This is a genomic window from Dermabacter sp. HMSC08H10 (assembly GCF_001807585.1).
Taxonomy (GTDB): domain Bacteria; phylum Actinomycetota; class Actinomycetes; order Actinomycetales; family Dermabacteraceae; genus Dermabacter; species Dermabacter hominis.
Map to the genome: position 1 here is coordinate 139,995 of NZ_KV789415.1, position 20,667 is coordinate 160,661.

At 62.9% G+C, this 20,667-nt stretch carries 18 protein-coding genes; 10 read left to right on the forward strand and 8 right to left on the reverse strand.

Annotated elements, in window-relative coordinates; translation table 11 throughout:
* Nucleotides 1–185 precede the first annotated feature (185 nt).
* Nucleotides 186–869, forward strand: coding sequence for a pyridoxamine 5'-phosphate oxidase (gene pdxH, locus HMPREF3176_RS01085; protein WP_070457506.1), 684 nt, complete (start codon nucleotides 186–188; stop codon nucleotides 867–869).
* A gap of 58 nt (nucleotides 870–927) precedes the next feature.
* Here the strand turns inward: pdxH and HMPREF3176_RS01090 are convergent, their stop codons facing one another.
* From HMPREF3176_RS01090 to HMPREF3176_RS01105, 4 genes are read right to left on the reverse strand one after another with little or no spacing between them, the layout of a single operon-like run.
* A complete protein-coding gene (locus tag HMPREF3176_RS01090) occupies nucleotides 928–1,761 on the reverse strand; it encodes an energy-coupling factor transporter transmembrane component T family protein (protein WP_070457508.1) in 834 nt (277 codons plus the stop codon).
* A complete protein-coding gene (locus HMPREF3176_RS01095) occupies nucleotides 1,751–3,586 on the reverse strand; it encodes an ABC transporter ATP-binding protein (RefSeq protein WP_070457509.1) in 1,836 nt (611 codons plus the stop codon). The genes HMPREF3176_RS01090 and HMPREF3176_RS01095 overlap by 11 nt, the downstream gene beginning before the upstream one ends.
* Nucleotides 3,587–3,594: 8 nt before the next feature.
* Nucleotides 3,595–4,191: an ECF-type riboflavin transporter substrate-binding protein gene (locus HMPREF3176_RS01100; RefSeq protein ID WP_070457511.1), complete on the reverse strand. Its 597-nt coding sequence runs from the start codon at nucleotides 4,189–4,191 to the stop codon at nucleotides 3,595–3,597.
* A gap of 9 nt (nucleotides 4,192–4,200) precedes the next feature.
* On the reverse strand, nucleotides 4,201–5,058 hold the full coding sequence (locus tag HMPREF3176_RS01105) for an SAM hydrolase/SAM-dependent halogenase family protein (protein WP_246826604.1): 858 nt from the start codon (nucleotides 5,056–5,058) through the stop codon (nucleotides 4,201–4,203).
* Between the two features lie 187 nt (nucleotides 5,059–5,245).
* On the opposite strand from HMPREF3176_RS01105, the gene HMPREF3176_RS01110 reads away from it, so the two are divergent.
* The 4 genes from HMPREF3176_RS01110 to HMPREF3176_RS01125 all read left to right on the forward strand — a co-directional run bounded on the left by HMPREF3176_RS01110 (nucleotide 5,246) and on the right by HMPREF3176_RS01125 (nucleotide 8,989).
* Nucleotides 5,246–6,193: an ABC transporter ATP-binding protein gene (locus HMPREF3176_RS01110; protein WP_070457513.1), complete on the forward strand. Its 948-nt coding sequence runs from the start codon at nucleotides 5,246–5,248 to the stop codon at nucleotides 6,191–6,193.
* A gap of 42 nt (nucleotides 6,194–6,235) precedes the next feature.
* Entirely contained in the window at nucleotides 6,236–7,054 is an 819-nt protein-coding gene (locus HMPREF3176_RS01115) for an ABC transporter permease (protein ID WP_070457515.1), read from the forward strand.
* Nucleotides 7,055–7,154: 100 nt separating this feature from the next.
* Nucleotides 7,155–8,375 carry a sensor histidine kinase gene (locus HMPREF3176_RS01120; RefSeq protein WP_070457517.1) on the forward strand — a complete coding sequence of 407 codons (1,221 nt, stop codon included), beginning with the start codon at nucleotides 7,155–7,157 and terminating at the stop codon, nucleotides 8,373–8,375.
* Nucleotides 8,372–8,989, forward strand: a complete 618-nt coding sequence (locus HMPREF3176_RS01125) for a response regulator transcription factor (protein WP_070457519.1) — start codon at nucleotides 8,372–8,374, stop codon at nucleotides 8,987–8,989. The genes HMPREF3176_RS01120 and HMPREF3176_RS01125 overlap by 4 nt, the downstream gene beginning before the upstream one ends.
* A gap of 92 nt (nucleotides 8,990–9,081) precedes the next feature.
* Here HMPREF3176_RS01125 and HMPREF3176_RS01130 read toward each other — a convergent pair whose 3' ends face one another.
* Complete coding sequence (locus HMPREF3176_RS01130) at nucleotides 9,082–9,942, reverse strand: ABC transporter ATP-binding protein (RefSeq protein WP_070457521.1); 861 nt, start codon at nucleotides 9,940–9,942, stop codon at nucleotides 9,082–9,084.
* Nucleotides 9,935–10,822, reverse strand: coding sequence for an ABC transporter permease (locus HMPREF3176_RS01135; protein ID WP_246826606.1), 888 nt, complete (start codon nucleotides 10,820–10,822; stop codon nucleotides 9,935–9,937). Before HMPREF3176_RS01135 ends, HMPREF3176_RS01130 begins: the two co-directional genes overlap by 8 nt.
* Nucleotides 10,823–10,972: 150 nt before the next feature.
* Here HMPREF3176_RS01135 and HMPREF3176_RS01140 point away from each other — a divergent pair, with 150 nt between their 5' ends.
* From HMPREF3176_RS01140 to pseI, 4 genes are all read left to right on the forward strand, one after another.
* Nucleotides 10,973–11,725: a glycosyltransferase family 2 protein gene (locus tag HMPREF3176_RS01140; RefSeq protein WP_070457594.1), complete on the forward strand. Its 753-nt coding sequence runs from the start codon at nucleotides 10,973–10,975 to the stop codon at nucleotides 11,723–11,725.
* Between the two features lie 83 nt (nucleotides 11,726–11,808).
* A complete protein-coding gene (locus HMPREF3176_RS01145) occupies nucleotides 11,809–15,189 on the forward strand; it encodes a glycosyltransferase family 4 protein (protein ID WP_246826610.1) in 3,381 nt (1,126 codons plus the stop codon).
* A 5-nt stretch (nucleotides 15,190–15,194) separates the two neighbouring features.
* On the forward strand, nucleotides 15,195–16,223 hold the full coding sequence (locus HMPREF3176_RS01150) for a hypothetical protein (protein WP_070457526.1): 1,029 nt from the start codon (nucleotides 15,195–15,197) through the stop codon (nucleotides 16,221–16,223).
* Nucleotides 16,224–16,258: 35 nt separating this feature from the next.
* A complete protein-coding gene (gene pseI, locus HMPREF3176_RS01155; RefSeq protein ID WP_070457528.1) occupies nucleotides 16,259–17,329 on the forward strand; it encodes a pseudaminic acid synthase in 1,071 nt (356 codons plus the stop codon).
* Here the strand turns inward: pseI and HMPREF3176_RS01160 are convergent.
* Both HMPREF3176_RS01160 and HMPREF3176_RS01165 read right to left on the reverse strand, forming a co-directional pair.
* Nucleotides 17,310–18,761, reverse strand: a complete 1,452-nt coding sequence (locus tag HMPREF3176_RS01160) for a bifunctional UDP-2,4-diacetamido-2,4,6-trideoxy-beta-L-altropyranose hydrolase/GNAT family N-acetyltransferase (RefSeq protein WP_246826612.1) — start codon at nucleotides 18,759–18,761, stop codon at nucleotides 17,310–17,312. The genes pseI and HMPREF3176_RS01160 overlap by 20 nt on opposite strands.
* Before the next feature lie 53 nt (nucleotides 18,762–18,814).
* A complete protein-coding gene (locus HMPREF3176_RS01165) occupies nucleotides 18,815–19,570 on the reverse strand; it encodes a cytidylyltransferase domain-containing protein (protein WP_083286157.1) in 756 nt (251 codons plus the stop codon).
* A 106-nt stretch (nucleotides 19,571–19,676) separates the two neighbouring features.
* Between HMPREF3176_RS01165 and pseB the strand changes: the two genes are divergently transcribed.
* Complete coding sequence (gene pseB, locus HMPREF3176_RS01170) at nucleotides 19,677–20,666, forward strand: UDP-N-acetylglucosamine 4,6-dehydratase (inverting) (RefSeq protein WP_070457534.1); 990 nt, start codon at nucleotides 19,677–19,679, stop codon at nucleotides 20,664–20,666.
* The last annotated feature ends 1 nt before the right edge of the window (nucleotide 20,667 follow it).

Sequence of the window (20,667 nt, forward strand, 5' to 3'; positions counted from 1 at the left end):
CCCCCCCCCCAAGTGGCTTACGCCATACGCCATGCCCTCCGTCATCCCTTCGGTTGCTGGCCCTCAGCACGCTCGAGGCTCTCGAGCATTGATGCTTCCCTTAGTCCCCGCAAGCGACCAGAGGGCGGGGCTAGAGTGGTAGATCGGGATCGAGGACGATCCACATCGAGTTTCGAGGAGAGGTCATGAACGAGAAGGCTAGTGCGCCCGATCTTCGCGCGGAACGCGTGAATTACACCAAGGGCCAACTCACCAAAACGCTCGCGGGCAACGACCCGCACGCACTGTTTGACGAATGGATGAGAGACGCGATCGAGCGTCGCGACCGCGAGGGCGATGTGCTCGAACCGAATGCGATGGTCGTCTCGACGATCAACCCGGAAACGGATTGGCCGGATTCGCGCGTGCTATTGCTCAAGGAACACAAGAACAAGAAGTTCGTGTTCTTCGGCAACTACGAGTCCCAAAAAGGGCACGACCTTGACGTGAACCGCAAGGCCGCCCTGAACTTCACGTGGCTGCCGCTTCAACGCCAGGTGCGCATCCAGGGCAAGGTGCGCCGCATCAGCCCCGAGGAATCCGACGCCTACTTCGCGGTGCGCCCGCGTGGTTCGCAGATCGGCGCCTGGGCAAGCTCGCAGTCGGACATCGTCGACTCACGCGAAGACATTCAGCTCGCAAACGAGCGTGCCGAAAAGCGCTTCGAGGGCAAAGACGTTCCCCGCCCGCCGCACTGGGGCGGCTGGGCACTGACCCCGCACGTCATCGAGTTCTGGCAGGGTGGCGCTTCGCGCCTGCACGACCGCATCCGCTTCACGGCCTTGGATTCGGAAGAAGGCCGCTGGCAGGTCGACCGCCTCGCTCCGTGAGGACCGAAGGTGCACTTTGTGGGGCTCGGCTGTCTGCGCGGCAGCCGAGCCTCTTCTTCTAGGCGAAGGGGTTCCAGAACCTTCCGCCATTGACGATCGCGAGCACGATCGGCACCGCGAGCACGGCGAAGGAGAGGGCCATGATGAGCCAGTCTCGCCACGTCAGGGGCTTCTTGCCGTACCAGGTGCGCCGCTTGCCGCGTCCAAAACCGCGCAGCTCCATCGCACTCGCCACTTCCTCGATGCGGTCAAATGCGCCGAGCAAAAGCGGGATGATGACGCCCACGATGTTGCGGGCGCGAGTCGCGATACCCGCTTTCGACGAGGTCTCGAGACCGCGCGCCTGATGCGCCTTCGAGATCGTCACGAAATCACGCTGAATATCGGGGATGTATCGAAGAGCGATCGAGACGGAGTAGGCGATCTTGTAGGGAACGCCGATGCGGTTCAGCGACTGCGCAAACTCAGGCGGGCGCGTCGTCGCAATGAACAAAAGCACGGGTGGAAGCACCGCGAAGTACTTGAGCGTCACAACGAGCTGATAAAAAAGCTGCTCACTCGTGATGTCCCAGTGCCACGGGCCGTTCATGAGCACGGTGCGCGTGCCATACAGTTCGGTTCCGTAGCCGGGCGCGAACAGGAAAATGAACACGTTGTTGAGCAGCATGAGACCCGCAATAATCACGAGCACAACGGCGAGGTCGCGCAGCTTCACGCGGCTGAGAATCCACAGCACGATGTTGAGCACGAGCATCGCCGCGAGATAGCGCGCATCGAATCCCACGAGCGCACCCACGACGCTCGCGACGGCGAGCATAAGCTTCGAGAGCCCCGAGACTCGGTGCAGGAAACCCGGCCGATCCACGTACCCGAGAACGGACTTAGCGGGCATCACCCACCTCCCGCCTGTCGCGATCAACCGCGATCACGGCCTCCACGAACTCGCTGCGGCCAAATTCTTGGGTGCCGCCGTCATCAGTGGAAACGGGAAGTCCGACGGCTGCCGCGAGCGCATCGAGGCTCGTGCGCCCGAGGTTCGCACGCGTCGTCACGTCATCGTCGACGAGGATTCGCGCGGGCGACGAATCCGCGATGATCTCCCCTTCACTCAGGACGACGGCGCGCGGCACATACTCGAGGGCAAGGTGCATGTCGTGCGTGATGAGCAGGATCGTCGTGCCCTTACGGTTGAGCTCGCGAATAAACTCCATGAACTCCGTGTAGTGGCGAAAGTCCTGGCCAGCGGTCGGCTCATCAAGAATGAGGATTTCGGGCTCGAGAGCGAGCGCCGCCGCGATCGTCACGCGCTTCTTCTGGCCGTGACTGAGGGCGCTCACGGGCCAGGTTTTGAACGGGGTGAGCCCGCATGTCTCGAGGGCAGATTCCACGCGCCGGCGCACCTCCTCCTCGTCGAGACCGTGGGCGCGTGGGCCGAGCGCGACCTCATCGAAGATGAGCGGCTTCGAAATCATGTGGCCCGGTTCTTGGAGCACGAAGCCCACGCGCGTGCCGATCTCGGCGATACTCAGGTTCAGAACATCGTCGCCGAGCACCTCGACGGTGCCCGCGTTCGGCTTCGCAAAACCCGTGATCGCGCTCGCGAGCGTCGATTTTCCCGCGCCGTTGTTGCCGAGGATCGCGAGCATCTCCCCGCGCCGCACCTCGAGGTCGATTCCCCGCAGCGCGTGCACGCCCTCGTGGTCTTGATCGTGGCCGTGCACCACGTGAAGATTGCGCACGCTGATGGCCGCGGTGGCGTCGGACCCCTCCCCCGGTACGTCCTGAGCCGAAATCGAGCCGAACCTCGCGGACCACTGCTCACGCCCCCACTCTCGCACCCGTGCGCATTCGCTCTCGCTCAGGCGAAGGGTCTCGAGCCGAGCGGGGTGCGCCGACGCTGGCGGTTCGATTCCCGCATAGTTGAGGGCCGTGAGGTGCAGCGGGCGGCGAATACCGTGATCGGTGAGGAGCCCGGAGGTCACGAGCTCATCCGGAGTTGTATCGGCAACGAGACGGCCGCCGGCCATCATGAGGATCCGATCGACCCCCCTGTGCAGCACTTCTTCGAGACGATGCTCGATGATGACGACACTCGCGCCGCTCTCCCGATTGAGGTCGTCAGCCAGTTCGATCATCGCGCGACCCGTCGCCGGGTCAAGGTTCGCAAGCGGCTCATCGAACAGGAGAATCGGCACGTCGTCCACGAGCACGCCCGCGACGGCGACGCGCTGCTTTTGCCCGCCACTCAGTTCGTGCGGCGAGTGCTCAAGAAGCTCGGTGAGGCCCACGCGCTTGGCGACCCGCTCGACGATGCCCGGCATGTCGCCCGACGCAACCTCCTGATTCTCGAGCGAAAAGGCGATGTCCTCCGCGACCGTAAGCGCGACGAACTGCGCGTTGGAATCCTGGAGAACCGTGCCGGCCACACCGGCGGTGCGCACGAGCGGCGCGCGCACCGGATCCACGCCACCGACCCTCACGCTGCCACTCACGCTTGCCTCGAAGCGATGCGGCACAAGACCGTTCATCACGTGCAGCAGGGTCGACTTTCCCGAGCCACTCGGTCCCACGATCGCGACCTTCTCACCCCAGCCGATCGTGAAGCTCACGTTCTCCACCGAGGGAAGTTTTTGGGTGCGATAGTGCACGCTCACGTCATCGAAAACGATGGCGTGAGCGTCGCGGTTTGCCTCGGGCGAATGAGAGGGAAAAGCCATGCGAAAGCTTAGGCGCCCACCTCGAGCGAGCCCGAACGGGTGCGGGTCTTCGCATACAGTGCGAGGATGATGGAGCCAAAAACGCAGGTAAGAACAGAGTTCGTGACGAATGCGACGAGGCCCTGGACAATAACCTTGTCGAACGGTTCACCCATGAGCGTGACGTCGAGAATCCACGCGAGAACCCCCCACGCCACGAAGTGCCCCACGATAACCGCGAGGTTGAAGCGCACGAGATCGCGGCGCGGGAACTCCCCCTCGTTCACGCGGTTACGGAGCATGAAGAAGCCCACGATGAGACCGAAGACAGCCGTCGGAATCTCCCACGAAAGCCAAATGCCGTAACCGGTGGCATCCGCGAGAATGTGCCCAACAAAACCGGCAACGCCCGCAACGTACGGTCCGTACAGCACCGCGAGGACCGCGAGCAGGGCGTACTGGAACGTGATCGCGAGGTTCGGCACGGGAACGGGGATCGCAACGAATCGACTCAGCACAAAGAACAGCGCCGCACCGATGCCGATCGCGACAACCTGCGTCACGGGCGAGACCCTGCGGGTCACGGGGAGGGTGGCTTCGGTGGCGGGGGTATCGGGAGTAGACATAAGGGATCCTTACTTTTCGACCTTCTCGAATGCGACGTGCCAGCTGTTGCCGCGCCCGAGGTGGAAAGCGTTCGCGTACGAGCCGCGATTGATCGCGACAGCCACGCGATCGAGAGAATTGACGTAAATGAGGGACTCGCCGACCTCGACGTGCGCGAAGCTCGGCGCGTACACGAGGCTCGTCGCGTGCACGGTTTGCCCGTTGTGGGTGATCGTGAGGCGCGCGTAGTCGCCGTGGTGGATCCCCGCTTCCTCGAAGAGCGTGCGCGGAATCGACGTCCACAGCGAGCCGTAGCGGTTATCGTGCGCGTCGATCGTGCCCGTGAGCACGTGCCCGTCACGCGCCGGCTCGACAACCGGAAGCGCCACAACCTCGCTCACGTCGAGACTTGGACCCACCTGCTCATACGTGATCGTTCCGCTCGCGAGGCGCGCGCCCGTGAATGCGTAGATGTCACGCCCATGAAAGGTGTAGGAGTGCGCCGAGCCCTCGCGGCGGTTGAATTTTTCGTCGATTTCGCGAAGCTCCTCGATGCCGAAGAACTTCTCGATGTGAGTCAGCGTCCCGTTGTTCGGGGTCGCGACATAGTGCCCGGTTGATGTGCGGGCGACGACGCTCAGGCGATCGGAGCCGACCCCCGGATCGACGACCGACACGAAAACGGTGCCCTCAGGCCAGTACGAGACGACCTGGGCAAGGCGGTAGGAGCCCTCCCAAATGTCGTACGGGGGAATGTTGTGGGTGATGTCGTGAACGCGCAGCTCGGAGCTCACGCCCGTGGCGACGCCGTACATCGCGCTCACGGCGCCGTCGACGTATCCGAAATCCGATTGGAGAACGAGTGGCTTCACTGCGGGGCCTCCCATGTGACACAAAAGTTCATGACCTTCGTAAGCGTACCGATACCAGGAACGGGAGCGAATGCACGTGGCGAAATATGAACACCGAGGCGAGACGTCAGTGACATGTGTCATTCACACTCGTGACAAAGCGCCGATAAGCCCCTGACGTTTTCCACTACTACCCGGGTCCCGCGTGCCGAAGAGTAGAAGCATGACCACAGCACACGACTCCATCACCGTCTCAAACCTGACCCGCACCTACACGGGCGCGAAGAAAAAGAAAGCTTTCACCGCGGTGGACGGCATCTCCTTCCGCGTACGCGAAGGCGAGGTTTACGGCCTGCTCGGCACAAACGGCGCCGGAAAAACCTCGACCCTCGAAATCCTCGAGGGCCTCGCCCCCGCAACGAGCGGGAGCGTATCGGTCCTCGGCATGGACCCGCGCAAAGACCGTGCGAAGGTTCGCGCCCACACGGGAACCATGCTCCAATCCGGGGGCTTGCCCACCCAACTGACCGTCGCCGAAACGATCCGCATGTGGGCAGGAACGTGCTCGAACCCCATGGCCCCCGATCAAGCCCTCGCCGCCGTCGACCTCACGCACCGAGCGAAGGTCAAAGTCGGTTCGCTTTCCGGTGGCGAACAGCGCCGCCTCGACCTCGCGTGCGCTCTCGTGGGGCAGCCCTCGATTCTCTTCCTCGACGAGCCGACGACGGGCCTCGATCCCGAATCCCGACGCCGCGTGTGGGCGCTCCTCGAAGACCTCAAGGCGCGCGGCGTCACGATGATCCTCACGACCCACTACCTCGAAGAAGCCGAGCGCTTGTGCGACCGGATCGGGATCATGCACCGAGGAGCGATCGTCCTCGAGGGCAGTCTGCGCGACATCGTCGCCACGGAGGCCTCGGTGATCAGCTTCAAGATCGGGGAAAAGCCCGACGCCACCGGCGCCTCCACCGCCCCTCAGCCTCCCGCCCTTGCCGGCGCCCAGGTCACTCGCTCCGGCTCCACGTACGAGGTGCGAACCGATCACCTTCAGGAGCACTCGCTCGCCATCTTGCAGTGGGCGCAGAGTGAGCGCCTCGCCCTGCGCGACTTCTCCGCGACCCCCGCATCCCTCGAGACCGTCTTCATGCGCGTGGCAGGCGAGCAGAACTGACGAGCGCAGTAGACACCAAAGCTTCCACCGAAAGGACACCCCATGACCACGGCAACAGCCACAGCACAGTCCACACCCCGCTCGGGCCGCCTCTCCCGCACGATTGCCCTCGCGCGCGCCGAGCTCACGCAGTTTTTGCGCAACCCCACTCTCCTGTTCACGTCGCTTCTCTTCCCCCTTGGCCTCCCGGTCGCCATGTTCGCCCTCAGTTCCGCGGGCGGCGGCAAGGCCTTCGCCGCCTCGCTCGCGCTCGAGACGTCCATCCTTACGACAGTGCTTATGGTCGTGTACTACTCGGTTCTCTCGATGTCGACGACTCGGCGTGACGAAAAGGTCCTCAAGCGCCTGCGCACCGGAGAGGCGAAGGACTCAGATATTCTCCTGGCGATTGCCGCCCCGAGTTCCCTCCTCGCCGTCGTGTTGATGGTGCTCGCCCCGATTTTCCTCATCGTTCTCGGTGCTCCCGCACCCGTCACCGTCGTTCCTCTCCTCGTCGCTGTCCTCGTCGGGATAGCCGTGAGCGCGGCGCTCGGATTCCTCACGAGCGCCTTCACGATGAACGCCGAAGCTGCCCAGATCACCTCGCTGCCGGTCATGATCCTCGCGATTGCCTCCCAAAGCACCTTCCGCGCACTCATGCCCGAACAGGTCACGCGCATCATCGACCGCACGCCCTTCGCCCTCATGGGGGACCTCGCACACCTGGCATGGTCGGGAACGACGGTCACCGGTGGGTTCGAGCCGCTCGACACCGGCGCGGCGCTCGCGGCGGCAACCGCCCCCATGCTCATGCTCGCCCTGTGGGCCGTAGCGCTCCTCGTGCTCGTACCGAGGGTCATGAAGTGGGAATCCAACCGGTAAACCGCCGGCTACGACCCGTAGGACGACCCGTGGGACACTGGTGGGGCTTCTCCCGGCCCCGCCAGTCTCCCCTTTTCCGCCAACGAACAGAGGACACCGCATGAGCACCGCCCCGCGCGACCAATCCGCAGATCCGGCGCGCGTGCGCAGCATGGAGAAATACGCGCTCTACACGAAGTGGTCCGTCGCGCTTGCGGCACCCGTCACCTGGCTCATCTTCGCTATTCCGAGTATCACGGCAACAACCTCGAAGCATGCGGGCCTCACACCTCTGCTGTGGGCAGTCGCCTCGGCCGCGCTCACGCTCCTCGTGAGCATCACTCTTCTACGCGAACCCGCACTCGAACTGTTTCCTGAGAGACGGGGACGCGCGCGTGGAGCGAAGGTCAGTTTCATTCTGGTGCTCGTGGGCTGGATCGTGTGCATCCTCGTGTCCGTCCTCGCGCCCGTTTCGATCGGGGCGTGGGCTAGCGCCTACGCGATTTTGTGCACCGCGCTCTTTGCACTCGCCCACGCGCCGTGGATACGACACAAGTGGATCGCCGTCACCGTCGCTGCCCTTCTCACGTGCGCAACGCAGCTCAGGATTGACGCCGTCACCGTCCTCTCGTCGATCTACATTCCCCTCATCTTCCTCACCGCCACCCTCTCCGCCTTCTGGGGCCTCGACGTTTTGCGCGACGCTGACCGGGCCCGCAAGCTCGATGCCGAACTCCACGTCAGCTCGGAACGACTCCGATTCGCCCAAGAGCTTCACGACACGATGGGTCAGAGGCTCGCGGCGATCAGCCTCAAAACACAGGTGGCGATCGCCCTCGTCGAACGTGGCGAGAGGAACGCCATGAAGGAACTTCGCGAACTCCAGGAACTCGTGAAGGCCAGCACCGCCGATATGCGCGCCGTCGCCCACGGCTACCGGCGCATCAATCTCGCCACCGAAATCGCCGAAGCCCGCGCGCTTCTTGGCGCCTCACACATCAACGTCCACGTCGACGGCGACTCCCTCGACGTTCCCGACAACCGGCGGGAGGACGCCGCCTGGTTTGTCCGCGAAGCCACCACCAACATCCTCCGTCACTCCCACGCCACGAGTGCGCGCCTCACTCTTGCCGAGGACAGCGTGGCTATGACGAACGACGGCGCGCTCGAAAGCCCCGGCCCGCTCTCGGGCCTCGAGTCGCTCCGCCGCCGCGTGGCCGCAGCGGCCGGAAGCATCACCGTCGAGCATGACGCCCCGCACTTCACCGTGCGGCTATGCTTCGACGAAGGGCCGGCGAGCGTCGGACCCACCCCCACTCACACACCCGAGGAGAGCGCATGATCCGCATCGCCATCGCCGACGATGAAACCCTCGTTGCCTCCTCCCTCGCGACCCTGCTCGGGCTCGAAGAGGATTTTGAGATCGCCACCGTGTGCGGCTCGGGCGAGGAAATACTTGAGTGGTGGGCGCGAGACTCCGGCGGGGCCGACGTTCTCGTGTGCGACCTGCAGCTTGGCGGAATTGACGGCATCGAAACTGCGCATCGCGTGCGCGAGAAACACCCCGGTGTGCAGGTGCTCATCGTCACGAGCCACGCACGCCCCGCAGCCCTCAAGCGCGCGCTCGAACGCGGTATCGCGGGATTCCTCCCGAAAACGTCGGACGCGAAGGAATTCGCCGCGGCCATCCGCACCGTCCACGCCGGACGGCGCTACCTCGACCCCGAAACAGCGGCCCTAGCGATCAACGAGGGCGACAACCCCCTCACGGAGCGCGAACGCGAACTACTGGAACTGGCGGGGCGGGGCCTCTCCATCGACGACATCGCCACCGAAGCACACCTCGCGGCCGGAACCTGCCGAAACTACCTCTCGAACGCGATGGCAAAAGTGGGTGCGGCCAACCGCTTCGAAGCCTTCACCGTGGCGCGCGACCGTGGCTGGCTCTCGTCATGACCGCACGGACCGTACGGATCGAGAACGACACGGTCACGAGGCCGGCAGGCCCCTGGACCTCCACGGTTCAAGCTGAAGACACGAAAAGGCGACTACTTGAGGTTCGCCCCTGACGACGCATTCGTGCGGCGATCCACGAACTCCTGGTAGGCGTCGGCAACTTCATCCACGTCGCCGTCGGCTACGAGCACGCCTTTCTCGATCCAGAGCGCGCGCGTGCACATGGCGCGCACGGAGGCGAGCGAATGGGACACGAAGAAGACCGTGCCTGCCGACTCGCGGATTTCCTCGATCCTGGCCATGCTCTTCTTGCGGAAGGAGGCGTCGCCCGTCGCAAGAGCTTCGTCAATCATGAGAATCTCGGGACTGCGGATCGTGGAGATCGCGAACCGTAGGCGCGAGGCCATGCCCGAGGAGTACGAGGTCATCGGCAGGTAGAGGAAGTCACCGAGCTCGGCAAAATCAGCCACGTGCTCCACGCTCTCACGCACCTCTTTGGAGGAGAGGCCCAGGGCGAGACCGCCAATCATGATGTTGCGCTCGCCGGTGAGGCGCGGCAGCATCGCTGCATTGACACCAAGTAGTTCCGGCTCAGCCGAGGTGTAGACACGCCCCTCAGTAGGCGGCAGCAGCCCAGCGATCGCCCGCAGGAGAGTCGATTTACCCGAACCATTCGTGCCGAGAATCGCCACAGATTCACCGTGATGTGCCACGAACGATACGCCTTTCACCGCGGGCACATGGGTGATGGGGCCAGTGCTGGGGCGTCCCAGGCTAATCGCCCTATCCCACAGGCTCTTGCGCTGCTTTGCCGTACCGCCCCGGCGCCCACCGAACACGCGATAGGTGATGTACAGGTCGTCAGCAATGACCGACGGCGGCCCGAGAGGCTTACGCTTGACCTTTTTCGGAAGAACGCTCGGGTCAATTTCGAAGTCAATATCTTCAGTCACGTCCGTAGGTCTCCTCGACTCGCCAGAAGAACACAAAGCCGATCGCGAATGTGACTACAGCCCACACAATGGCTTCGAGCCACAACATTGGCGTCATGGGGATGAGGGTCTCATTGCCGAAAACAGCGCGGAACAAGTCCAGGTACACCGTGAGCGGCTGATGAAGGAGAATCGGCTTGATCCACATGCCATCGGGCACCATAGCGCTCAGGAGGAACATGCCGCCTGAGGCGTAGCGCCCCAGCGTCAGGAAGAACGGCAACGCATTCGCGATATCGGGGGCCCTCGCACCGAGCCGGGCGAAAAACATGGTCACGCCAGCTGAGAACGTCGCCAACAGCACCGCAGCAAAGGGCAGCAGCAGCCACGACCACGTGGGCCACACCGCACCCATGCCAGGCAAAAGCCCGGTGACCATGGTCATGATCATCATCGCCACGAGGATCGGCACGAACAGCACAACCTCGGTCATAACAGAGGCTAGCGGCACGATCGCTCGCGGAAAGCGGTGCGAGCGTATGAGCTGCATATTCGTGGGAATCGAGTTAATGCCCGACATCACCGACGTTTGAAAAAGCGTGTAGCTGAACGTTCCGATCGTAATAAACGCAGCCCGGTTATCGATTCCGGGGGCACTGCCGTGGAACAGGAAGCCGAAGATCACCACATAGATTCCTGCATCCAAAATGGGACGAAGAATTGCCCAAGCCTGCCCAAGGTAAGACCCCTGGTTACGCGAGTAGGCGCGGGAGGCCGAAAGGTGCCAGATGAAGGAGCGGCGCTGCCACACCTGAGCGATGTAGCGCCCGAGTGGCGGCCGCACGCCCATTTCCCTCAGGCCCGCCTTGCGTGCGAGTTCTGCTGCCTGCGCAGAACTCAATCGTGGAGATAACTCCACTGAGGGCTTGGTTTCAGCCAAAATCATGCTCCTATGGGCCTGAGATCGCGGCTCACTGTTTTGACGCCGTGTTCGCTATGATCGGTCGGTGTGAACCAACGCGACCCTTCGTCTCCACTTGTGACTGTCATCATGCCGGTTTTTAACGGCACTGCGACTTTACACCAGTCGATGATGAGCATCCTAAGCCAGTCGGTACCCGATCTGGAGCTTGTGGTCGTTGACGATGGCTCGAGCGACGACTCCGCGACGATTGTCGAACGCCTTGCCCAAACCGATGACCGAGTGCGGCTCGAACGACGGCCACGAAGCGGTGGCCCCGCGGCGGCGCGCAACACCGGGATCGTGACCGCAAAAGGGCGCTACCTGGCGTTTTGCGATGCAGACGACATGTGGTTGCCGCACAAACTTGAGCGTCAGATTGCGTGCGCGGAACGCACAGGGGCCCCGCTGATCTACAGCTCCTACCACCGCATCGAACCGGGCTTCCACGACAGCGCCGAAGACTTCGAACCATCGGGCCGAGTAGTGCGGGTGCCGACGAAGCTCACATACGAGAAACTCCTCACGGGAAACCACATCGGCAACTTAACAGCGATGGTCAACCGTGCCGTTGCGGGGCCGGTCACGATGCCCGACTACCAGGGCGCTGAGGATTGGGCCCTGTGGCTCACCATCACGCGCGAACACGGCGCCGCCCACGGCGTTCAAGAGCCCCTCGCGCTCTACCGCGCCGCGCAGGAGAACTCGCACTCGGCTGACCGGGTTCGCGCCATCAGGGCAGTGTGGCGAGTTCTGCGCGACCAAGAAAACGTGCCACGATTGAGAGCCGCATGGTGTTTGGCAAGGAATGCCGTGGGCGCGCTGAAAAAATCCAAAATTTGAACGACCGCATGGGTAGGTAGCAAAGAATGATCCTGATCTGCACAAATGAGCTGGCTGGACCAACTGGGTACCACAAATCGGTGGTGCAGCTGGCCAATGGCCTGAACGACGTTGGATACCCGGTTGCGGTACTTGCGTTTTTAGGTGGCGGCAATGTGTGGGAGCGGATGCTGCCGTCCTGGCCGCTCGATGAAGCAATTCCCGCGTTCACCGTGCGGTCACTGCCCGCCGAAGGCGGCTCGCATCTGCACCGCGGGGTGTACCCGGAATACTCGGGCAACCTCGGTGCGCTTCGGTTCTCCTTCACCGCGAACCAGATGGCGGTTTTGCGCCAACTCAACGACGTCCTTGACGAAGACGACACGATCATTTTCACCAACCCCGCCCAGGTGCTCGCATTCCAGCAAGCCCTGGGAGGCGCCGCTCGGCGTCCGCACACGATATTGCAGATCCACGGCGATTACGCGCATCACAAAGAGCTGTGGGAACCGCTGAAGTCGGTGCGAGGAAGCCTGGATCGTTTGCAGACCGTGGCTGACGGATTGCGCGCGCAGTTCATCGACCTGTTCGGCGACTCCAATGTCGAGTTCATCCCCAACTTCCCCGGGGAGGGAAAGAGGGCGATACCGCGCGTGTCGCACGAGGGAGTGAACATCGTTCTCCCAGCGTCCCTGCAGCACCGCAAGAACCAACTGGATGCCGTGCGCGCACTCGCGAAAATCGACGACGCTTCGGTGCGACTCAGCCTCTGGGGCTCTGCGCATCCACTGAATCCCTACGTGAGCGCAGTGCGCGACGAAATCGCGCGGCTCGGCCTCAACGATCGCGTGAATATTTGCGGATACGGCTCAGAACAAGACGTGTATTCCGAAGCGGACATTGTGCTCATGACCTCACTGTCCGAGGGCTTCCCCTACCCGCTGCTGGAATCAATGAGCCACTCGCTTCCTGTCGTCGCCTACGACTTTAACTTCGGCGCTCGCGAAGCCATCGAGGATGGCCACACCGGCTTCTTGATCCCCATGCTCGACGTGGATCTCCTCGCCACACGCCTCGGCGAACTGAGCGCAGATGCCTCCATGCGCGAGCGTTTCGGCGCAGCGGGCCGCAAACGCTACGATCAGCACTTCTCACAAGAGGCAGTTGGCAAGCGCTACGAGAAGTTCCTCGGACCGAGGGGAAAGGCTATCGATCTGACCGAGGTCTTCGCTGTCGAGGGCGGCGAGCCCATCTCCACCGAGCAGATTAGCCACAGAGTGAAATGGCGCGGGCTCTCGCGCTACCACCAGATCAGGGTCTCGGGCGATGCTCCTTTGCACGATGTGCAGATCGATAACTCCGAGCGAATCACGACGCCGACTATCAAGCAGCGCAGCATCAAGCGTAGAGGAGCCGCGCACACCACCCGCGAAACGCTGATCCAATTCCCCGCTTTCGGCAAGGAAGTCATTTCCTACACCGCAGAACCGGGCTCTCAAGAACGCCACTATCTCGGGCACACGACCACCCGTCATGAGCTCAAGGTCTTCGGCCACCTACGCCGCGATGCCGACTACACCCCTGTGGACACCCTCCACGCAGCCCAGGGTGGGGCCCAGCACGTGTCATGGTCCACGACGCCGAAAGCCCTCGTGTCCTTCCTCGATAAGGGTGCCGAAGCAGTCTCCTGGAAAGTTCGTCAGGTCGCCACGGAACTCAACAAGCACTTGCAAGCCTCGCGCACCAAGGAGCAGCCGGCACAGGCCACACCCCCTGCCACCTCGGCGGCTCAGACCACCACGACGCCCAATCCACCGAAATCGACTGCTCCTGCACAGCCCTCAAAGCCTGAAGCGCAGCCGCACACTAAGCAATCCGATGGCGGTCTCAGCCAAGGCCTTCGCGAGTTCGGCAAGACGCTTGGGCTTTCCAACAAGCTCGTGACGAGCGTGTCCAGCGTCGCTAAGTCCTACGCGGGATCGGGCATCGCGCTGCTTCGCAACGCTGTCGCTGTCAAAGAACCCATCGCGCCGCATCGCGAAATCGGCACCCACCCGTGGTTCCCTGTCACGGGCGGCACCGACAACTTCGACACCCCCGTCAACACGGCGGGCGCCGTCGCGGTCGAGACGGGGACCCTCACCCACGCCCCGTCGGTCCTCGTGCGCGGCGAGTACGACCAGGTGCGTCTGCGCGATGGACTCTCCACCCGCACCTTCTCGTCCCCATTCACCTATGGAGAGTTCTTCGACCGCCTGTGCGAGGCTGAACGCGAGTACGGCCTTTTCGACATCACCACCCGCGACGGCGTCTACCTGTGGGAGCTTGGTCGCTCGGCCCTCGTGATTCAGCTTGCCGAGGCTCTTGGCCTGTGGGGCGCCGCTGATGCGATCGGCACCCCGGTGAAATCCGCGTACGACGGTCCCAAGCAGCTCACCACAGCGCCGCAGGCTCGCACCGTTGTGTTCGACTATGTGCGCCGCGGGCAGAGCGGATACCGCACGGCCCCCTATGTCAATGACAGCACCTTGTTTGTCGTTCAAGCCGACGCTAACGGGTACCCCGGCGTCGAGGACTCCCCGCTCGTCTACCCCTTCGCTGAGTTCGACCAGTGGCGCGGGCACTGGCGCCAGCGCTGGTCACACTTGCGTGTGCCGGAAGTCGATGCGCGCCCCTTCGAGGAGGCCCTCAGCTCAGCCCTCGGCATGCGTGTCGACCTCGGCGACCACCTGCGCAACCGTCTGGCGAAGTTCCAACTCGAACGCGATTTCTTCACCCCGGTATTCGAGCGCGTCAAGCCCGAAGAGGTCATGATCGCCTCCAGCCACTGGCGCGCGGGCATCGTGAACGCGGCGCAGCGCTCTGGCGCACTCGTGGGCGATATTCAATACGCGCTCACAAGTCGGTACGCGCCGAGCTTCTGGTTCGGCGGCACCCCGCATTACGGCGCAAGCCGATTCCATGCCTGGTCGCGCATGTGGGCCGAACGGACCAACGTCTACGACGAATGCGTGATCGTCCCTCGCGAGCAAAGCGACTTTGTCGCCGCCCAGGAGGCCGCCGGCAGCGCCGAACCACGCTGGGACGTGTGCGTGATCTCCCAACCGCGTGTGCTCCGACGGATCCTGGCCTTCGTGAAACGAATCGCCGACGAACGCCCCGAGCTTTCGATCGTCGTTGCCCCCCACCCGGCACAGCGCGCCATTATCGGCAAGGAGATCGCGGCAGCGGGGCTCGAGGGCCGCGTCGACATCGCCGCAGAAAACACCCTGGTCACCGTGAGTAAGGCCCGGATGAGCGTGGGAACGTTCTCCACCTCTCTGTGGGAATCCGCAGCGCTCGGCAAGCCCACCTTCGTGATTGAGGTTCCGGGCTACGAGGAAACACTGCAGGATGTGGAATCCGGCCTCTTCCGTCTCGCGCAGTCCCCCGCGGATCTCGTGCCTTTCACTGTTCCGGAATCCCGGCACGAAATCTTCGGCTGATAGCGATGGACATTCAAAACCACTACTACGGCCACAGTGCGGCCCTTGCCCGTTACACGGGTGAGAAATCGGTGAGGCACATTGACGGGTTGGTGCAACACGGCTGGACCGTCGCCTCACCCACGCTCGTACACTTTTCCGATTTCGCGAAGCTCCCCCGGACTGCTCGTCGGCTCGTGTGGAGTCACCACTCGCGCGCGTGGGACGCCCAACGCGACGATTTCCCCACGACCGCCATCGGGGCACCCTGGCTGTACCTCAGCGCGCTCGCGCGCGAGGTGTCCCTCGAGCCCCTTGGAAAGACCGTCGCCTTTCCCGTGCACTCCACGCGACTCGTGAAAATCGATAGTGCCAATAGCGGTTTTGCCAAGGAGCTTGCCCGTCGCGAAGGCCCCGCAGTCGTGTGCGTCCACCCCGAGGACCTTGCGGACCCGGCAGCGGTGCAGGTGTGGAAGGATCACGGTCACGAAGTCGTCAGCGCCGGTGATCGGCGTGACCCGAATTTCCTGGGCCGCATCCTGTACCTGGTGCGAGCAGCGAACCGCGTGGTGTCCAATCAGCTCTCCACCGCGGTCGTGTACGCCGCGGCAGAAGGCACCCCCACTGAGATTTACGGGCCAGCGGTAGCAGTCGGCTCACTCGGCACCACCGTCTCAACCCGGACGCAACAGGTGTGGCCAGAATTCTTTGAATCGAGTTCCGTCGAGGCTCGAACCGACATTGCGCTTGCGGAACTGGGCATCGACGACATGCGCGAGCCCGATGAGCTGCGTGAACTTCTCGGTTGGGACAAACGTCACGTGAGGCCCTGGTTTGACTACTGGTGCGGCGCTCCCCTGCGAAAGGCAGGTGCGGTGTTGGGCATTGTCAAACGGCCCGACGGCGCCCAAGACGCAGGGTCGGGAAACTCGCCCCTTGCGTTCCTGAAACACCCCTTCAGCCACCTGCCCGGGCCCCTCCCGCGGATCGCCACGCATGATCTCTTGCCCACACCGCTTACCGACGGCCACCAAAAGTCAGGCGGCGACGCTTAGAAAGCCACCCTCACATCGGCGGTATGATCGGGGGCATGTCGCAACATCAGCACGCACCCAAGACGATCAACCTTCGTGACCACACAATCGGCGAAGGGCACCGCCCATTCGTCGCCGCTGAAATGTCGGGGAACCACAACGGCGATCTCGGCCGCGCCCTCGCGATCGTAGATGCGATCGCCGAGAGCGGCGCCCCCGCAATCAAACTGCAAACCTATACCGCCGATACCATCACGATCGATGCCGACGGCCCTGCCTTCCAGATCAGCGCCGGCCACGACCTATGGGGTGGCCGCAACCTTTACAGCCTGTACCAAGAAGCACACACGCCGTGGGAGTGGCATGAGCCGATCTTCGAGCGCGCCCGGGAACACGGACTAGTCCCCTTCTCAAGTCCCTTCGACGCCACAGCCGTTGACCTGCTCGAAGATCTGGATGTTGAACTGTACAAGATCGCATCGCTCGAGATTGGTGACATTCCGTTGCTCCGCACCGTTGCACGGACCGGCAAGCCGATCATTCTTTCGTCCGGCGCCGCCAATGCGGCCGACATCGATCTTGCCGTGGAAACAATCCGCGCAGAAGGAAACGACCAGATCGCCGTCCTTGGATGCACGTCCTCCTACCCTGCCACGGCAGACGCCTCAAACCTCCGTACGATCGAGGTACTGCGCGACACCTGGAACGTGGTCAGCGGGCTTTCCGACCACACTAAGGGCATCGGCGTGAGCGTTGCTGCCGTTGCCTTCGGCGCCTCGATCCTCGAAAAGCACGTGACCCTTCGCCGCGCCGACGGCGGCGTGGACTCCGACTTCTCGCTGGAGCCCGAAGAGCTCAAAGCACTCGTCGACGAGTCCTACGCGGCCTGGCTCGCGATCGGCGACGTCCACATCGGTCCCGTTGCAAGCGAAGCAGAAAGCCAGCGCCTACGCCGCTCCCTGTACGTGGTTGAGGACGTCCGTGCCGGCGATGTCGTTACCGAAAAGAACGTACGTTCTATTCGCCCCGCAGGCGGCCTCGAGCCTCGCTACTACGATACGGTGATGGGCCGTACGTTCAGGGCAGACGCCGCAAAAGGGACCGCCCTCAGCTGGGATCTGATTTAAGGAAAGCTCCGAACTCAGGCTCGTTTCGATCGGGCCACGGCACATAGCCGGCCCGATCGAACAGGCCTGCGGAAGCTGCGTTATCAGCGCGTATAAACGCCACTATCGACGTACCCGGGTGGCGTCGGAAGAAAAGTTGCTCCGCTTCCGAAAGCGCGGCGCGGGCGTACCCACGCCCCCGAGACTCCGGCGCCATATTGATGGAGATTTCCCACGCGGAATCTTCCGCATCAAACCGCACCATTCCCACGGGGCGCCCCTCGAATTCAACGATCAACAGTTCACGATCGTCACGCTGAAGCGTGCGTTCAAGCCAGGGGGCGTGAGAGTCGAGACCGATGGCCTCAGTTGAGCGAGAAACCGCCCTGGTCGCTGGGTCATTGCGCCAGCGAAGCAGATGTAGGCAGTCATCCATCGTGGCATCGCGCACGGTGATCGCCGCCCCTGCCCCGTGAGCAGCGTCAGAACCTTGAGCTGCTGCGCACCGCTCATCGAAAGCGTCGCTCCAAGCCTGCACAATGCGGTCAGCTCCGCGGCCATCCACCTTCGCCGTGGCTTGGCGCGTGCTCACCTCTCCCTTATCGAGGGCGGCGAGGAATTCCGCCAAACGCGCGGCGGCCCGATCGAGGTTGGTGCGGATCTCTTCAAGAGTGCCCAAGCCATTCGCGATTTCTGCTTCGATCGCAGCGGCATAACCCGCTTTTTGATTATCGACGACCGCAACGAGCAAGGTCGGCACACCGATGCACGCGAGCTCCCATGCGCTCGTCCCGGCGGCGCTAATCACCACATCCATCGTGGCGGCGATATCCAAGAACGCGGGAGTCGGCTCCAAGAGCTCCACCCCCGCGCCCGCCGCTTCAGTGACAGCCTGCCAATGATTTTTGGGGGCGATCACCGTGAGCGCAAGTGGCCTCGACAGGCCCGCACACAGCCCCGCGATCGTGGCTGCCGCAGACGTCGCGTCGGTTCCCCCCATGACGATCAAAACTCGCGGAACAGCTGATGGCGTGAAGTGCTTCTTGCGGCTTTCTCTGGCCGCTAACACCTGCCTGCGCATCGGCGCATAGGTAATCCCTCGCAGCTGGCGGCCGCCCGCCACCCGTTCACGATCGGTAAGTTCCGCGCCGATCGTCGAATCGATCATCACATCGGCGTCACGCTGGCCGTAGCTGCCATCCTCCATCGACGACAACAACGCGCCACACGCGTGCACCTGCCCGCGGGCATCGTTGTCCACCGCATAGTCGTCCACGTGAACAATGGAGGCTCCCTGCTCTGCCGCCAATTCACCAAGATCACTCGTAGCCGGTACAACCGGGATCTGCGCCTCGGCAACCAACTGACGCGCGAGCGGCGACTGAATCGAGCCTGCCATACACACCGAATAACCCGCGCGAACAGCGGCGTCGGCGACCGAAAGGGCTCTCACCAAATGCCCGCTGCCACCCTCATCGGTAGCATCACAACGCAACAGAACGTGCATCAGCCATCCGCCAGTTTCTTCTGTCGAATCTTGGCGTTGATCTGGACGATATCTGGGCGCGAACGCAAGAGGCTGACCACGTCTTGCCAGGCCGGAGGCTGATCTCCCAACTCCGCGACAACCGCATCGAGTAGCTGGCCGTCCTCGGCCGTATCCAACGTCACTCGAAGATCGTTCGCCGCTGGCTGCACAACGAGCCCCATCGTGCGGAACGCACTCTTGCTGTCATACAGGTACGAGGTCACGTGGATCCGATGGAAGCTCTCGGCTTCCGCATCGGCGATTTGCAACGCATTGCGCGAGGCAAGCTCGACATCGAGCCCGCGCGGCAGCGTGCGGATCAACGTCGTGGCCACGTAGTCCAAAGTGGGATCGACCTTCCACATGCTGACGATCGCGGAAATCAGCGCGGGATCGCACAGTGGGCAATCCGCAGTCAAACGCACCACGGCATCGGCGTCGGTAGCCTCAAGTGCCAGCATGAAACGCGAAAGCACGTCGTCTTCGCTGCCACGCACAACCCTGACGCCGAGCTGCGACCCGAGAGCCTCAACCTCATCATCGTTGCTGGCAGTCGACGTGGCGATCACCACTTCATCGACTCCGTGTGCTTCGCGGGCTGCCCGCACCATCCATTCCAAAACCGGCCGGCCCGCGAGCGGGCGCAGGACCTTTCGAGGCAAACGTGATGATCCCGTTCGGGCTTGGATTACGGCTACAACTCGCTTTGAACTCACTGCGCCATAATGGCACATGCAGGTATGAGCGTGCCATAATGGCACGCGCAACAACGCGAATCCAGCAGCCTCGGCCATACCAGGCGAGCTCGCGCGTGGACATCGATCAACGAAAGAGACCCAAATGTCGATCCTCAGCGGTTCATCCATCCTCATCACCGGTGGAACCGGATCTTTCGGTAAGGCGTTCCTCAAGGAAGTCCTCGAGAACCACAACCCCCGCCGCGTGGTGGTGTTCTCCCGCGATGAACTCAAGCAGTACGAGGTTCGCAACCAGTTCAACAACGATCCGCGTCTGCGCTGGTTCATCGGCGATATTCGCGACGAGAAGCGTCTTCGCCGCGCGCTTCACGGAGTGGACTACGTGGTTCACGCCGCCGCGCTGAAGCAGGTCGATACTGCCGAATACAATCCGTTCGAGTTCGTGAAGACCAACATCCTTGGAAGCCAGAACGTGATCGAAGCGTCCATCGATGCGGGGGTCAAGAAGGTCGTGGCACTGTCCACCGACAAGGCTTCCAGCCCCATCAACCTCTATGGCGCCACGAAGCTCACAGCCGACAAGCTTTTCATTAGCGGCAACCACTACGCGGCCGCCTACCCCACGCGCTTTGCCGTCGTTCGCTACGGCAACGTCATGGGCTCGCGCGGCTCAGTTATCCCGTTCTTCCGCAAGCTCGGTGAAGAGGGTAAGCCGCTGCCCATCACGGACCTGCGCTGCACTCGCTTCTTCATCTCCCTCCCGCAGGCAGTGAAGATGGTGACGGACTCCTTCGAGTTCATGCAGGGTGGCGAACTTCTGGTCCCGCGCATCCCGTCGATGAAGGTCGTTGATCTGGCCCACGCCGTGGTTCCGGGTGCAGAGCTCGTCGACGTCGGCCTGCGCCCAGGCGAGAAGCTTCACGAAGAAATGATCAGCCCCGAAGAGGGCCGCAGGGCCGTCAAGATTGCCGGCGGCAAGTACTTCATCATTCAGCCGGACCTTGCCACCTGGGGTTACAAGACCCCTGCCGACTCTGAACCGGTCGAAGATGGTTTCGCCTTCCGCTCCGACTCCAACGACGAGTGGTACACCCGCGACGAAATCGCAGAAATCATCGCGAAAGGACTCTGAG